The sequence below is a fragment of the Xanthomonas sp. DAR33341 genome (genome assembly GCF_003992815.1).
Classification (GTDB): domain Bacteria; phylum Pseudomonadota; class Gammaproteobacteria; order Xanthomonadales; family Xanthomonadaceae; genus Xanthomonas; species Xanthomonas cissicola.
The window spans coordinates 15,385-31,060 of sequence record NZ_QEYV01000016.1; the positions used below are offsets into that span (position 1 = coordinate 15,385).

Annotated in this window: 11 protein-coding genes and 1 other RNA gene; 3 read left to right on the forward strand and 9 right to left on the reverse strand. The window is 64.4% G+C overall.

The window, feature by feature from the left end; all coding sequences use genetic code 11:
- Positions 1-65: 65 nt before the first annotated feature.
- Positions 66-968 (reverse strand): LysR family transcriptional regulator ArgP, encoded by a 903-nt coding sequence (locus EO156_RS04390; protein ID WP_016851171.1) that lies wholly within the window; start codon positions 966-968, stop codon positions 66-68.
- 101 nt (positions 969-1,069) lie between these two features.
- Here EO156_RS04390 and EO156_RS04395 point away from each other — a divergent pair, with 101 nt between their 5' ends.
- Positions 1,070-1,696 carry a LysE/ArgO family amino acid transporter gene (locus tag EO156_RS04395; protein ID WP_026007238.1) on the forward strand — a complete coding sequence of 209 codons (627 nt, stop codon included), beginning with the start codon at positions 1,070-1,072 and terminating at the stop codon, positions 1,694-1,696.
- 365 nt (positions 1,697-2,061) lie between these two features.
- Here EO156_RS04395 and EO156_RS04400 read toward each other — a convergent pair whose 3' ends face one another.
- Positions 2,062-4,230 (reverse strand): methyl-accepting chemotaxis protein, encoded by a 2,169-nt coding sequence (locus EO156_RS04400; RefSeq protein ID WP_016851169.1) that lies wholly within the window; start codon positions 4,228-4,230, stop codon positions 2,062-2,064.
- 510 nt (positions 4,231-4,740) lie between these two features.
- On the reverse strand, positions 4,741-4,947 hold the full coding sequence (locus tag EO156_RS04410) for a hypothetical protein (protein WP_016851168.1): 207 nt from the start codon (positions 4,945-4,947) through the stop codon (positions 4,741-4,743).
- 208 nt (positions 4,948-5,155) lie between these two features.
- Between EO156_RS04410 and EO156_RS04415 the strand changes: the two genes are divergently transcribed.
- Positions 5,156-5,866 (forward strand): rRNA pseudouridine synthase, encoded by a 711-nt coding sequence (locus EO156_RS04415; RefSeq protein WP_011052054.1) that lies wholly within the window; start codon positions 5,156-5,158, stop codon positions 5,864-5,866.
- Between the two features lie 1,109 nt (positions 5,867-6,975).
- Here EO156_RS04415 and EO156_RS23900 read toward each other — a convergent pair.
- The 5 genes from EO156_RS23900 to EO156_RS04440 form a co-directional block, all read right to left on the reverse strand.
- Entirely contained in the window at positions 6,976-7,152 is a 177-nt protein-coding gene (locus EO156_RS23900; RefSeq protein WP_154666349.1) for a hypothetical protein, read from the reverse strand.
- 181 nt (positions 7,153-7,333) lie between these two features.
- Entirely contained in the window at positions 7,334-7,738 is a 405-nt protein-coding gene (locus EO156_RS04425; RefSeq protein ID WP_016851165.1) for a response regulator, read from the reverse strand.
- Between the two features lie 78 nt (positions 7,739-7,816).
- Positions 7,817-8,314, reverse strand: a complete 498-nt coding sequence (locus tag EO156_RS04430) for a hypothetical protein (RefSeq protein ID WP_005913671.1) — start codon at positions 8,312-8,314, stop codon at positions 7,817-7,819.
- Positions 8,315-8,452: 138 nt separating this feature from the next.
- Positions 8,453-10,249, reverse strand: coding sequence for a DNA helicase RecQ (recQ, locus tag EO156_RS04435; RefSeq protein ID WP_011052052.1), 1,797 nt, complete (start codon positions 10,247-10,249; stop codon positions 8,453-8,455).
- 480 nt (positions 10,250-10,729) lie between these two features.
- The gene (locus EO156_RS04440) at positions 10,730-11,278 is read right to left on the reverse strand and encodes a Dps family protein (protein ID WP_003482535.1); all 549 of its coding nucleotides are present in this window, start codon (positions 11,276-11,278) and stop codon (positions 10,730-10,732) included.
- Positions 11,279-11,380: 102 nt separating this feature from the next.
- On the opposite strand from EO156_RS04440, the gene hrpA reads away from it, so the two are divergent.
- Positions 11,381-15,502 carry an ATP-dependent RNA helicase HrpA gene (hrpA, locus tag EO156_RS04445; protein ID WP_029829327.1) on the forward strand — a complete coding sequence of 1,374 codons (4,122 nt, stop codon included), beginning with the start codon at positions 11,381-11,383 and terminating at the stop codon, positions 15,500-15,502.
- A gap of 81 nt (positions 15,503-15,583) precedes the next feature.
- On the opposite strand, the gene EO156_RS04450 is transcribed toward hrpA, so the two are convergent.
- Positions 15,584-15,657: non-coding RNA, sX9 sRNA (locus EO156_RS04450), on the reverse strand.
- Positions 15,658-15,676 lie beyond the last annotated feature (19 nt).

The window sequence follows — 15,676 nt, forward strand, 5'->3', positions numbered from 1 at the left end:
TCGGAGCGCCGCAGATGCATGGCAGTCCGGCGATTGGCCGGCGGTGAGATCGGTGGGCGTGGCGTCTATCTGCTGCCACGCAAGCTGGTGGCAGCCGCCTTGCGCAGTGCCTGGCTGAGTTGCTGCAAGGCGTTTGAGCGCACAGCGGCGTATTGCCAGTACAGCGGAACATCGAGCCAGCGGGTGGGGTCGATGATGACGACCTGCCTGTTGCGCACCGCAGGCAGCACCATCGCTTCGGGTGCCAGGCACCAGCCCAGCTCGCGTGCAGCGGCTTCGACAAAGCCGGTGGAGGTGGGCAGGTAATGCGTGGGCGGGGTCAGCCGGGCACGCGTGATCCGCCTGACGAAACGCGCCTGCAAGGTGTCTTTGCGATTGAACACCAGCATCGGCGCCTTCCCCAGCGCGTCGGCGGTAAAGCCGTCCTGGAAATGTGCGGCGACGAACGCTGCCGATGCGATCGCGTGGTAGCGCATCACGCCCAACGCCTGGACGTTGCAACCCTGCAGTGGCGCGCGCTCTGAGGTGACCGCGCCCAGCACGCTGCCAGCGCGCAGCAATTCCAGGGTGTGGTCCTGGTCGTCCATCTGTACATCGAACAAAAAGCCGTGCGCCCGGTGCAGCGAAGACAGCGCCTGCAGGAACCAGGTCTGTAACGAGTCGTCATTGACCGCGATGGCGAGAGTGCGTGGATGACCGGCGATGCCATCGCCAGGCAGGAGGTCGGCGACCGCTTCGGCCTCGAGGACCTGCATGGGTTTGAGCCGGCGCAGCAGCCGTTCGCCGGCCGGCGTGGGCCGGCAGGGCGCCGTGCGCATGACCAGTACCTGCCCGAGTCGGTCTTCGAGCGCCTTGATGCGTTGCGAGATTGCCGAGGGCGTCAGTGCAAGACGCTGCGCGGCCGCGTCGAAGCTGCCCTCATCCAGAACGGCTGCGAAGGCGGCCAATTGCGGGTGCAGAAGATCCATGCTTTTGTCGACATTAGAAGTTCTAATGAGCATACAGATTATTTAGTTTTCCTAATCCGACGCGAGGACGCACGATGCACGCCAGCCTCGGAGACAACACCATGATCGTTCAAGCAACAGTGGCCGGTTTCCTTGCCGGTGCCGGTCTCATCGTCGCGATCGGCGCGCAGAATGCGTTCGTGCTGCGGCAGGGGCTCAAGCGCCAGCACGTGGGACTGGTGGTGACGATCTGTGCACTTGGAGATATTGCGCTGATCCTGCTCGGCGTCGCTGGAATCGGCGTGTTGGCGCAGCAATGGTCGGGCCTGCTGCAGGTGTTGCGCTATGCGGGCGCCGCGTTTCTGGCGGTGTATGGATGGATGGCGGCACGCCGTGCCTGGCGCGGAGATGGCGCAATGTCGCCAGCGGAACAGGGCGAAGATCGCTGGCAACGCGCCATGCTCACCTGCCTGGCGTTTACCTTTCTCAACCCGCACGTCTATCTCGATACGATGCTCTTGCTCGGCAGTCTGGCGACGCATTACCCCGGCGCGTTGCGCTGGGCATTTGCACTGGGTGCGTGTGTGGCCAGCGTGAGCTGGTTCTCTGGCCTGGGCTATGGGGCCCGCCTGGTGCAGCCAGTGTTCCGGCATCCGCGTGCGTGGCGGATACTGGATGGACTGATCGCGGTCTTCATGCTGCTGCTGTGCGTGCTGTTGCTGCTCCCCGAGCACGCGGAGCTGCGCTGATCGCTCTGTCCGGAGCGTTATGCAGTCATTGCGCAGCAACTACCGACATATCGGAGCCGGACATCCTGCTGTTTCAATCGTGATCTGTTGCAGTCCATCCGCCAGGCCAGGGCCATCGGATCGCCGCCGGTGCAGGGATTGCTCGACAATTCGATATGTTTTGGCAGTTTCTGTGACAGCGAACAGGCGGCGTTGGGGTAGATGGTGTCCCTGGAATGTGGCTGCGCCGTTGCAACAGCCAAGCGCGCCTCTCAGGGCGCGCTTGGGACGACGTGAGCGTCTTGTTGCGATTGCCGCCGGCAGGCGCTTCTATCCGCTCACGCCAGCTGCGCCTTTGGAGGGCAGCCAGCGGGCCACGCCACTGCTCAGGCGTGGCGAACCTTGTTCAACAGATGCGCGACCGGTGCGGTGGCGCGCGTGTCTGCCCGGCGTACCTGCCGTGCATCGATCTTGAAGATGGCGACCGCGTCGGTGAGCTGCACGGCTTGTTCTTCCATGGAGCGGGCGGCGGCAGTGGCTTCTTCCACCAGCGCCGCATTCTGTTGCGTGGTTTCGTCCATGTGCGTGATGGTTTGATTGACCTGTTCGATGCCGGCAGATTGCTCCTGCGAGGCCGCCGAAATTTCGCCCATGATATCGGTGACGCGCTGGACGCTGGCCACGACCTCGCCCATGGTCTTGCCGGCGCTGTGCACCAGTGCCGAGCCTTCGGCCACGCGTTGAACGGAATCGTCGATCAGGTCCTTGATCTCTTTCGCTGCGCCGGAGGAACGCTGCGCCAGCGTGCGTACTTCCGAGGCGACAACCGCAAAGCCACGACCTTGTTCGCCTGCACGGGCAGCTTCCACCGCGGCGTTTAGCGCCAGGATGTTGGTCTGGAAGGCAATGCCGTCGATGACGGAGATGATGTCGGCGATCTTCTTGGACGAGGCTTCGATACCGCTCATCGTGTCTACGACCTTACCAACCACATCGCCACCTTCCGAGGCCACGCGTGCGGCGCCGATCGCCAGTTGATTGGCCTGGCGCGCACTCTCGGCATTCTGCTTGACGGTGGAGGTCAGCTCTTCCATCGAGGCGGCGGTCTCTTCCAGGTTGGCCGCCTGCTGCTCGGTCCGCTGCGACAGATCCTGATTGCCCGCGGCGATCTCGGTGGCAGCCGCGTTGATCGACACTGCCGACTGCTGGATGTTGCCGACGATCTGTGCCAGCTGGCTCGCTGTCGCATTGGCGTCATCGCGCATCTGTGCGAACACGCCGCGGAAGTCGCCGCTCATGCGTGCGGTGAGGTCGCCGGCTGCGATCGACTGCAGCAGTGCCGACAGCGATTGCAGATTGCCGTCCGCGGTGGACATCAACTGGTTCAGGCTCTCCACCATGACGCGGAAGTCGAACTGGAAGCGCTCGACATCGCCGCGGGCACTGAAGTCGCCATTGGCGGCGGCCTGTGCAAGGTGCTTGATCTGGTGATTCATTGCCGACAGGTTGAGCTTGACCTGCGACATGGTGTTGCTGAAGGCGGCCTTTTCGCCCGGCAAGGGCTGCATGTCTTCGGAGAGTTCGCCGATGGCATAGCGCCCCATGATGCGCGCCAGATCGTTTTGCACGGCCACGTGCGAGGCCACCAACGCATTGGTGTCGTTGGCCATGCGGCCGTAGTCGCCCGGGAAGACGGTTGCGTCGATGCGGAAGCTGATCTGGCCGTTGTCATGATGCTTGGCCATGTCGGTCTGCGCCGCGATGAGGTTGCGCAGCTGCAGTTGCATCTTGTCCATGGCCTGCAACAGGCGACCTGTTTCATCCGTTGCGGTGGTGTGCACATCGTTGCGCAGATCGCCTGCGGCAATGGCTTCGGCAGTGCGCGTGGCCTGGCTCAACGGCCTGGTCAGGCTGCGCGTAATCAACCATGCGAGCAACGCACTGATCGCCAGCGCAGCAATGCCGCCGCTGGCCAGGATGATCTTGCCGTTATGCATCGATGCAACGGCTGCCGCGTAAGCATCTTTGCTGAGGCGGCGCTCTAAGGCAGCATTTGCGGCAATCGCGGCTTGTTGCTCGTCCATCGCCGCAGCGGCAGCACCTTGCAACAAGGCTTGCGCTTGCTGATTCTGGTCGCGTATGCCGTAGTCGAGGATCTGGTTGTTGAACTTGACCGAGACGTCGCGCTTTTCCTGCACCAGCGTTAGCGCTTTTTTCTCGAGTTCGCTGCTCGGCATCGCAGCCAAGGCATCGTGGGCCTGCTTGTAGCGCGCACGACTCTTTTCGATCGTGTCCAGTGCGCGCCGGTTGGCCGCATCGCCGGAGACCATCACCACGTCGCGCAAGCCGATCGCCACGTTGGTGTTGGCATCGAGCATTTCGGAAGACAGCCGGATCCTTTCCATGTTGTTGTTGACGATGGTGTCCAGCTCATAACGCGCATTGGACATGGTGATCAGGCCGGTGGCCACCAGCAGGCCCGACAGCAGAATCAGAATGCCGAAGGCCATTCCGAGGCGACGGCCGACATTGAGGCGTTGCAGAAAGTCATTCATGACCGCTTCCAGGTAGCACAGCTGAGCAGCTCGGTGGATGCGGGGTGCATCGACTCAAGCGCCTTGCCCAGCTAGCGGCCGGATTCCAGGGAGCTAAAGACCGTCGATCGAAAATACTTACCGTTGATTCATTACAGATCGGAAGTTTCCTGGCAGCGGCTTCCCGTGTCCTGACATGGGAGCTCCGAGGTGCAAATTTATGTGCATCTGGCCGGATCGAAGCGTCTCAGTGGTGCAGTGATTTTCTGACGCTTTGCCGACATTGGCGCGTGGCCGCGCCTGCAACCGGTCATTGGATTGCGATGCAGGGCTCAGTTCTGCATCGAGCGCTGGGCAACGATCTGCCGCGAGCCTGGTAGCGGGCAGGCCGTGCGAATTAGTGGATTGAAGTATCCGCATGCTGCGTCGCGCGTGTTGCCGCGCTGCAGCATGCCTGCCGGGAAACGCAACGTGCTGCCGCTTGCGCCATCGCGTGCGCAAGCAGCGCGACGCGATGGCGATCACTCTTGCTCAGGCTTCCAGCGCAGCGAGCACGTCTGCGTGCAGTTGCTGGGCGCCACCCTCGCTGTTGAAGCGCGCAAAGAGCTCTTCGCCGGAGATCAGCCCGACCCGAACCGAGTGGCAGTAGGACCCGAAGCTTTCGCCAGCGTTGAACGGGTCGCTGATGACAGAGATATGGTTGAGGCGGACCCGGGCGGTGCCGAACTGGATAAACATCTGCGATCTCCTGTGTGAGCATCGAGTTTCCCACGTTGTCGTTCAGTGCAGAAGCGTTTGCCGGCGTCTGCGTGCACGGCGTTTGCCGTTGCATCGGTAGCGGACAGTGCCGATCTGCGCAGGCGCACCATCGAATGCATTGCGCAGCGACTCACGCGGGCGAGCAGCCAGCACGTACACTGCCGTCCCCTGATGCTGAGCTCGCCGCATGTCCGATCCGATCCGTCTCGATAAATGTGTAGCTGCCGCGTTCGGCTGCTCGCGTGGCGAGGCCCAGCACTACATCGAGGGCGGGTGGGTCAGCGTGGACGGCGTGGTGGTCGAAGAACCGCAGGCGCTGGCTACCGTGGCGCAGGTCACCCTGGCCGCAAATGCGGTGTTGGCGCCTGCCGAGCCCGCCACCTTGTTACTGCACAAGCCCGCAGGCATCTGCGCCGATGCCGCGCTGGCGCTGGCCACGCCGGCAACGCGCAGCGCACTGGACCAGTCCGACCTACGTGTGTTGAAGCGGCACTTCCTACGCTTGCAAGCGCCGCTGCCGCTGGAAGACGCCGCAAGCGGGCTGCTGATCCTGAGCCAGGATGGCCGCGTGCTGCGCCGGCTGAGCGCTGACGCCAGCGCGATCGAGCAGGAATTTCTGGTTGAAGTGCAGGGTGAGCTGCGTCCCTACGGAATGGCGCGGCTGGCGCATGGCTTGGTCTACCAGCAACGCAGTCTATCGCCTTGCAAGGTGAGCTGGCAAAGCGAAGACCGCCTGCGGTTTGCGATCAAGCACGTGCAGCCCGGCCAACTGCGCTACATGTGCGGCGAAGTAGGCCTGGAGGTCAGGAGCATTCGCCGCTTGCGCGTGGGCCGGGTGTCGCTGGGCAAGCTGGCGATCGGCGAATGGCGCTACCTGCCGGCAGGTGAGCGGTTCTGACTGGAGCACCGCGGCACGCGGCTGCAGCCGCTGGAATCACGTAGCGCTTGCGTGCAAATGTGCTTAGCACGGCCAGCAGTGCATGCAGCGATTATTTCTTGTTGCGCTTTTTCTTGGCACGCGTGACCAGGAACAGCACAACGGCAATCACACCAATGACCAGGATGATGAAGGCCGGAGATAAAAACGAATTGTCGCCCATGCGGAACTCCTGACAGTCTTGCGCAGCACAGCGCTGCGATCAGGTTAGCCTAGCGAGCAGCCTGCTTGATCGCGTGAAATGCATGGTTTGCTGCAGAAGCAGGCGAATATTTCGGCCGCGTCGATGACGCAGAGTGCTGTTTTTCCAGCATCTACCTGAGTGACTCGGTAGCTGACGTTGCCCTTGCATCGATCCATGCAGCAAGGAACCAGCCACCTTGCACGTCGGGGAGCGTGCCTGTGCAGCGTGATTCGGGAAGGATGGCCCCGTGCATGAGCTGGCCGCCAAGCGAGCGCTTGCGGCGTGATGCGCGCACATGGGCATGCTGCGCTGATTGAGTGCCAGTGAGATGCGCGATCGCAACGTCTGTTGACTGCGGTCAATTGCAGGGCGAGGCAGGGCTTCCAGGCATCGAACCTGGCCGCAATTCTTGCCTGCTAAATGGCTGCACGAGCGAACGCACGGGCAGATCGGGGAGGAGGCGCGGCCATTCTCTCGCACCTTTACTCATCCGTGTCCCGGCAGGGGCGTGCTCTGCGCCCCGCGAGTTGAGCGGCCCAACAGGCCTCGCGTCCGGTGGCTGCAGTTTAAATGCGACATCGGTCGGGTAAATCGGGAGCGAGCCGACACGCTGTCGGGGCGTTCCCGACAGCCGTCGCGACGATCTGCGTATGAACACGGGCTTGCGCCTACAACTCCCCGCTCACCGCATCACTGAAAGGTGGAGCTGCAGTGGAGCCGGAACAATCGATCTGCACCGTATTGCCGCTGCCGCTGCCGCAAACCGCGCTGAAGTCAGAATGTTGCCTCAAATGCCCACGTTGGCGCGCGACATGGGACGGCCTGCGGCGTCGCGTTGGCCGGGCAGTACGCAGGCCACATCCAGATCGCGCGCGGAACGACGCACTTATGCGGTCTGGCCGGACTTCACCGTCACGCGGTCCTTGTCGCTGCTGATGGCGCGGTCGGCGCCGGAAACCAGTTGTCCATCGGCCTTCTTGGTGTCGCCCCGAATTGGCTGCGTTGCATCGTTCATGACCGTGGCGCAACCGCTCAGCGCAGCCATGGCAACGGCTGCGGTCACTGGATGTCTCGTGTTTTCCCCTGGCGTAAGACACGGCGTGGCCAGATGCGCGTTGCGGCGCGTCTGTGGTACCACCGTGTTGTGGTCAATCGCCGTCGCCGTCGCCGTCGCCGTCGCACCGCGCGACGGCTGGCATTCAACACCGGGATTCTGGGCGGCCGTCCAGTCGTGGCCGCTCGCGTTACGCGACCGGGCTTGCCAGCACGCGGCGCTTGGCCATCACGCTGCGGATCGCACTCAGCAGTTGCTCAGGGGTATACGGCTTTTCCAGGAAGGCAACGCCGTCGGGGAGGATCTCTTCCACGTATTCGACGGCCAGGCCGGAAGTCAGCAGTACCGGCAGGTTGTACGGCGCGTGTGCGGTCTTGAGCGCCAGGTCCACACCGGTCAGGCCGCCCGGGAAATGGATATCGGAAAACAGCACATCCACGCGCGGATCGCTTTCGATCAAGGTCAAGGCTTCCTCGACCGAGCCGGCGCTGCGGCAGGTGAAACCATAGCTCTCCAGCACAAGGCAGCTGAGCTGTCGGGTTCCGTCGCCGTCTTCGACAACGAAGACAACCGGCCGTTCCTTGTTCTGTGGCATGAGCTGGTCTCGTAAGGCAGGCCACATTCTCAGCGATGCGGCAGTGAACCCTCTGTCAACGCAAACCTCGCCGTATGGTTACCAGCCGAACGGGCCTGGACCATAGCCGCCGGGTGCATAACGCGGGCCAAAGATGGAGCCCTCACCACGTCCGACACTGATGCTGACGCCAATCTGGTGCGCCTTGCCGTCGTCGTCGTAATAGGTCTTGCAGGAATTCAAATTCACCGCCTGCCAGTTGCTGTTGCCGCCGCGGCTGGAATAGCCCAGGCCGGTTTCGACAGCACCATGCAGCTTGCCCTGGCATTGCTCGGCGCGCTCGGCAGCGATGGAGGCTGCACTTGGCCGGGCCAGTGCCGGCTTGGGGCCGCTCTTGTCGCCGTAGAAGGTGCCCGGCGGGTCGTTGCTGTATTCCGGGTCGGAGCGGAGCTGCACCGGGGCTTGCGGAAGGCTCAGGTCCAGCGAACGTGCGGTCGCCGTGTCGGGATTGCCGTCGCTGGCTTGGGCCGACGCACTTCCAGCGGCGGCGCTGCCGGCGGCAAACAGAGTGACCAGGACAAGCAGGCTGCGTTTCATCTGTTGGACTCTACGAAGAGGGGCTGGCAGCGCGTGCCAGCTCGCTGTGTGAAACTAGCAACGGCTGATTGAATGCGCGCTGTCGATCTTGCGGATTTTTGTGCCGTCTGCGGTGTTGTGTTGACACACGCTGCTGCATCAGCCCTGTTCGCGCACGATCTCGATCAATTGCGCGCCGTAGCGCGCCAGCTTGCCGCCGCCGATGCCGCCCACCCGCGAGAGCGCATCGATGCTGGTTGGCCGTTGTTCGGCGATGTTGCGCAAGGTGCTGTCATGGAAGATCACGAAGGCCGGCACGTTCTGTTCCTTGGCCAGATCCGCGCGCAAGCCGCGCAAGGCATTGAACAGCGCCAGATCCTGCGGCTGCACCGGCAGGCCGGTGCGCTGCGCGCTACGCTCGCGCCCGGCAGCCGGGTTTTCGCGGCGCATCATGACCTGGCGCTCGCCCTTGAGCACCTGGCGGCTGGCATCGGTGAGGCGTAAGCCGCCGTGACCTTCGCTATCGACTTCCAGCAGGCTGGCGGCCACCAGTTGGCGAAACACGCCGCGCCAGGTACGTTCGTCCAGATCGCGGCCGATGCCGTAGGTGCTGAGCTGGTCGTGCCCCAGCTGTTTGATACGCTCGTTTTCGCTACCGCGCAGGATGTCGATCAGATGGCCCACGCCAAAGCGCTGCCCGCTGCGGTAGACGCAACTGAGCGCCTTCTGCGAGGCCACCGTGGCGTCCCAGGCGGCGGCCGGGGTCAGGCAGTTGTCGCAGTTGCCGCAGGGTTTGGGATAGGTCTCGCCGAAGCCGGCCAGCAGCACCTGGCGGCGGCATTGCATCGATTCGCAATAGCCCAGCAGGTGGTCGAGCTTGGCGCGCTCCAGACGCTTGCGCTCTTCGGCCGCTTCGCCCTGCTCGATCATCTGCTTGAGCAGCACCACATCGCCCAGGCCGTAGCACAGCCAGGCCTCGGCGGGATCGCCGTCGCGGCCGGCGCGTCCGGTTTCCTGGTAGTAGCCCTCAAGCGATTTGGGCAGATCCACGTGCGCCACGAAGCGCACGTCCGGCTTGTCGATGCCCATGCCGAAAGCGATCGTGGCGGCCATGATGATGCCGTCCTCGCGCAGGAAGCGGCGCTGGTTTTCTGCGCGTACCTCTGCCGGCAGGCCGGCGTGATAGGGCAGTGCATTGAAGCCTTGCGCGCACAGTTGCTGCGCGGTTTCTTCCACCTTGCGCCGCGACATCGCATAGACGATGCCGGCCGAGCCACGATGACGGCCCAGGAATTCCTGCAGCTGTTTGCGCGCATTGTCCTTCTGCACCACCGTGTAGCGGATGTTGGGGCGGTCGAAGGAACTGACGAAGTGGCGCGCGTCTACCAGATCCAGGCGCTCTGCGATCTCGCGCTGGGTCGGCGGGTCGGCGGTGGCCGTCAACGCCATGCGCGGTACATGCGGCCAGCGCTCGTGCAGTACGGTGAGCTGGCGGTATTCCGGGCGGAAATCGTGACCCCATTGCGAGACGCAATGCGCTTCGTCGATGGCGAATAGCGCAATGCGGCTACGTTCCAGCAATGAAAGGAAGCGCTGGGTCAGCAGGCGCTCCGGCGCAACGTAGAGCAGATCCAGGTCGCCGGACAGCAGGGCGCGTTCCACGCGCTGGGCGTTTTCTGCATCCAGGGTGGAATTGAGGAACTCGGCGCGCACGCCGAGCTGGCGCAGGGCCTCGACCTGATCCTGCATCAGCGCGATCAGCGGCGAGACCACGATGCCGATGCCGTCGCGTAGCAGCGCCGGCACTTGGTAGCACAGCGATTTGCCGCCACCGGTGGGCATGAGGACCAGGGCATCGTTGCCGGCAGCGACGTGTTCGACAATGGCCTGCTGCGGGCCGCGGAAGTCGTCGTAGCCAAAGACGCGGCTGAGCAGTTCGTGGGCGGGGGAAGACATCCGCCTAGGATACCGTGCGGGTCAAGCCCTGGCCGGGGTGTTGCTGGGTGGAGTTGCGCGAAGCCGCATCAGGGATTGCCGTGATGTGGATGTTGGGTTGACCAGTGATGCGTGAGGAGTTGGGAGCAGGAGTTGCACGAGGCTTCGCTGCGTACTCACCCAAACCCCCGCTCCGCGCCCCGGCCTGCGCTTGCGGCGCGGGCGCGCCGAGGCAAGCGCGCCAGTGGCGCGCAAGCTGTGCCTTCTCGCCCCGGCGGGAGAGGGGCTCAAAGACTTTCGATATGCGTGGCCCGGCAAAGGAATGCTGAGTACTGCACAGCCCGTGCTCTATGCGCTCTATCGCAGTGAACATGACACCAAGAGCCCCCTGAGTTAGGGGGCGCGCCGAAGGCGCGGGGTGTGGCAGGCAATTGAGCAGGGGCCCACGGTTTCGCAACTGCGAAACCTTGGGCAAACCCGAAGGGGCGAAGCCCAGAGGGTTTACTGCAACAGCGAGCGCAGCATCCAGGCGTACTTCTCGTGGGTCTGCAGGCGCTGGGTCAGCAGGTCCACGGTCGGGTCGTCGCCGGCGTCGTCGGCGGTGCCCAGCACCTTGCGTGCGGTGCGGCAGACCGCTTCGTTGCCGCTGACCAGCTGGCGCACCATTTCACGCCAGTCGGCGCTGTCGCTCAGGCCCGGCTCTTCCGGGATCGAGGTCAGCGCGACGAATTCGCGGTACGAGCCCGGAGCGTTGTAGCCCAGGGCGCGGATGCGCTCGGCCACCTCGTCCAGCGCCGCCCACTGCTCGGTGTACTGGGTTTCGAACATGGTGTGCAGCGAGTTGAACATCGACCCGGTGACGTTCCAGTGGAAGTTGTGGGTCTTCAGATACAAGGTGAAGGCGTCAGCCATGTAGCGGGCCAGACCGTCGGAGATCTGCTTGCGATCACTGTCCTTGATCCCGATATCGATATGCGGCGCCGATGCAGCAGCGACCGGCAGGGCGTCGCTGACGACGACGGGCTTGTTGGCGTTCTTTTTCTTGGACATGGGATGGTCCTTGCGGGGTTGATGTCTTAGGGAACTGATATGGCGTCACAATAGACAGGCTAAAGGATCAAACGTCATTCAATTTTTCACATTTTTCCATCAATGAGCGCTATCGACTCCACCCTTGCCGACACCTTGCGTGAGCGCCGCCGTGCCGTGGATGGCGCGATGAGCCGCGACCGTGGCCGCTTGCTGGGCCTATGGTCGCGCTGGCAGGGCAAGCCAGGCAACCCGCAGGTGCGCGATGCGTTCGAGCAGGCACTGGCGGCATCGCAGGCGCAACGCCAGGCACGGGCCGAGCAGCAGCCGGCCATCACGCTGGACGACCAGTTGCCGATTGCGCGCGAGGCCGAGCGCATCATCGCGCTGATCCGCGACCATCAGGTGGTGGTCATCGCCGGCGAAACAGGCTCGGGCAAGACCACCCAGCTGCCCAAGCTGTGCCTGGCGGCCGGACGCGGAGCCGCCGGAATGATCGGCTGCACCCAACCACGCCGGATCGCCGCGCGCGCGGTGGCCGCGCGCGTGGCCGACGAGCTGAAGACGCCGTTGGGCACCACGGTGGGCTTCCAGGTGCGCTTCACCGATCGCGTCAGCGATCAGTCGCGCATCAAGTTCATGACCGACGGCATCCTGCTGGCGGAAATCGCCAGCGACCGTTGGCTGTCGTCCTACGACACCATCATCGTGGACGAGGCGCACGAGCGCAGCCTCAATATCGATTTCTTGCTGGGCTATCTCAAGCAGTTGCTGCACAAGCGCTCCGATCTCAAGTTGATCGTCACCTCGGCCACCATCGACACCGAGCGCTTTGCGCAGCACTTCGACAACGCGCCGGTGATCAGCGTGGAAGGCCGCACCTTCCCGGTCGAGGTGCGTTATCGCCCGCTGGAAGGCGATACGGGCGACGGCGACGAGGGAGAACACGGCAGCGGCCGCGACGGCGAGCGCAGTGTCAACGATGCGATCGTGGCGGCCATCGATGAGATCACCCGCATCGACCCGCGCGGCGATGTGCTGATGTTCCTGCCGGGCGAGCGCGAGATTCGCGATGCGCACCAGTCGCTGGAACGGCGCAAATACCGCGAAACCGAAGTGGTGCCGCTGTATGCGCGGCTGTCGGCAGCCGATCAGGACCGCGTGTTCAACCCGGGCCCGCGCCGGCGCTTGGTACTGGCCACCAACGTGGCCGAAACGTCGCTGACGGTGCCGCGCATCCGGTATGTGGTGGACCCGGGGCTTGCCCGCGTCAAGCGCTACAGCCCGCGCCAGAAGCTGGACCGCCTGCATATCGAGCCGATCTCGCAGGCCAGCGCCAACCAGCGCATGGGCCGTTGCGGGCGTATTGCCGAAGGCATCTGCTACCGGCTGTATGCCGAAGCGGACTTTGCCGCGCGTCCGGCATTCACCGATCCGGAAATCCGACGTTCCTCGTTGTCCGGGGTGATCTTGCGCATGCTGCAGCTGGGGCTGGGCAGGATCGAAGACTTCCCGTTTCTGGAAGCACCCGACGAACGTGCGGTGGCCGATGGTTGGCAACAGCTACTGGAGCTGGGCGCCATCGATACGCAGCGGCGTCTGACCGCGACCGGCCGCCAGATGGCGCGCCTGCCGGTGGACGTCAAGCTGGCGCGCATGCTGGTGGCCGCGCAGCAACATGGGTGCTTGCGCGAGATGATCATCATCGCCGCATTCCTGGGCATCCAGGATCCGCGCGAGCGCCCGCCGGAGGCGCGCGAAGCGGCCGATAACGCGCATGCGCTGTTTGCCGATGCGCGCTCTGAATTCGTCGGCATCCTGCGCTTGTGGGATGCGTACCGGCAGGTGCATGAAGATCTTACCCAGTCCAAGCTGCGCGACTGGTGCAACCGGCATTTCCTCGGGTTCTTGCGCATGCGCGAGTGGCGCGAGCTGCATCGGCAGCTGCGGTTGCTGTGCGAAGAACTGGGCTGGAGCGAAGAGCCGGCCAACGCGATGCTGGCGCCACTGCTGGCCGGTGCCAGTGCGCCCGCCCGCGAAGACGGCCACAACGCCAACCGACCCACGCGTGGCCAGCTGCACCGTGCCGCGCGACTGGCGCGCGAAGGCAAGCCCGATCCCAACGCAGCGCCTGCGACACCCGCGCCGGCTGCAGTGAACCAGCCGGCCGAAGCTGCCGAAGCATCGGCCCGTAGCAGCGAACGCGAACGTGCGGCGGCCTATCAGGCGCTGCACCGCGCGCTGTTGGCGGGGCTGCCGACCCAGATCGGCCACCGCACGGAAAAGGGCGACTATCTGGCCGCGCGGCAACGCCGCTTCGTGCCGTTCCCGGGTTCGGCGCTGGCGCGCAAACCGCCGCCGTGGATTCTGGCCGCCACGTTGCTGGACACGCAGAAAGTGTGGGGCATGACCAATGCCGCGATCGAGCCGGATTGGGCCATCGCCGAGCTGCCGCATCTGCTGGCGCGCAAGCATTTCGATGCGCACTGGTCGCGTGCGCAGGGGCAGGTCGTTGCTTCGGAACAGATCAGCCTGTTCGGGCTGGTGCTGGCGCCGAAAAAGCCAGTGCATTTCGGCAAGATCGATCCGGCCGCAGCGCATGACCTGTTCGTGCGCCAAGGCTTGGTGACCGGCGAAATCAATACGCGGGCCGCATTCGTGGCCGATAACCTCAAAGTGCTCGAGCAGGCACGCGAAGAAGAGGCCAAGTTGCGTCGCGCCGGTATCGTTGCCGACGAAGGCTGGCAGGCGCGCTGGTATCTGGATCGCATTCCTGCCGAGCTGCATTCGGCCAGCGGCTTGGATGCGTGGTGGAAGACCTTGCCGCCGGACAAACGCCGCAGCCTGCATTGGTCGTTGAACGATCTGCTGCCGGGCGAAGGCAGCGAAGCCGATCGCTTTCCGAAGTATTTCCCGCTTGGCGATGCGCGCCTGCCGTTGCACTACCGTTTCGAGCCGGGTGCCGTCGACGACGGCGTGACCCTGGATGTGCCATTGCACTTGCTCAATGCGCTGGATCCTTCGCGCCTGTCGTGGCTGGCGCCGGGATTCGTTGCCGACAAGGCGTCTGCGTTGATTCGTAGCCTGCCCAAGGCGCAACGCCGCAACTACGTGCCGGCACCGGATTTCGGGCGCGCGTTCTACGAGGCCTACAGTGTGGCCTCGGCCGACGATATCCGTGGCGAGCTGGCGCGCTTTCTGACCAAGGCCACCGGGACGCAGGTCACCGCGCTGGATTTCGATGAGCAGGCGTTAGACACGCATCTGCTGATGAACCTGCGCCTGCGCGACGACGACGGCAAGGTGTTGGCCGAGTCGCGCGATCTGAACGGACTGCGGGCGCGCTTCGGCGAGCGTGCCGGGCAGGCATTCGCCGCGCGGGCCGGACGCGCGCTGGCCGCCGAGGGCCTGCGCGATTTTCCGAGCGCGCCGATTCCCGAGCAGGTGGCAGGCGAGGCCGGTGTGCCGGCGTACCCGGCGCTGGTGGATCAGGGCGACAACGCGGCGCTGCGCATCTTCGCCGACCGCAACGACGCTGCGCGGGCGCATCCGCGCGGCGTGCGGCGCTTGCTGGAAATTGCATTGGCCGACAAGATCAAACAGGCACGCAAGCAACTGCCGGTGTCGCCCAAGACCGGGCTGCTGTATGCGGCGATCGAATCACAGGAACGCTTGCGTGGCGATCTGGTCGATGCGGCGCTCAACGCCGTGCTGGCCGATGGCCTGGGCGCCATTCGCGACCCCGGCGCATTTGCGCAGCGCCGAGACGATGCGAGCAAGCGGCTGTTCGGCGAAGCGATGGAGCGCTTGAAGCTGGCCGAAAGCATCCTGGGCGCCGTGGCCGAACTCAAGCCACTGTTGGAAGCACCGTTGATGGGCTGGGCACGCGGCAATCTGGATGACATGGAGCAGCAATTGCGCGCGCTGGTGCATGCAGGCTTCCTGCGCGACACCCCGGCCGACGCATTGGCCAATTATCCGCGCTACCTCAGGGCGATGATCCTGCGCACCGAACGCGCAAAGCGCGATCCTGCGCGCGACCAGGCGCGCATGCTCGAGCTCAAACCGTTCGTGGATGCAGTGGAAGAGGCCGCCGCGCGCGGTTTGCAAAACCGCCAAGAGTGGCAGGCGCTGCGTTGGGATCTGGAAGAGCTGCGCGTGTCGGTATTTGCGCAGGAGCTGGGTGCAAAATCCGGCGTTTCGGCGAAGAAACTGTCGCAACGGGTGGCTGCATTGCGCAGCTGAGGCCTGATGCAAGGCTGCGCATCCGACACGGGCCGCGCGCATCTCACAACCCGCGCGGCGTCCGTCTTAGAAGCTGAGAGCTGCTAACAGACGTCGCGAGCAGGCGCCAGGCGGGCGGGACGGCGCACAGGAACCGGCATGTGTAAGTGGTAGATGCCGATTCTGGGCACCGGC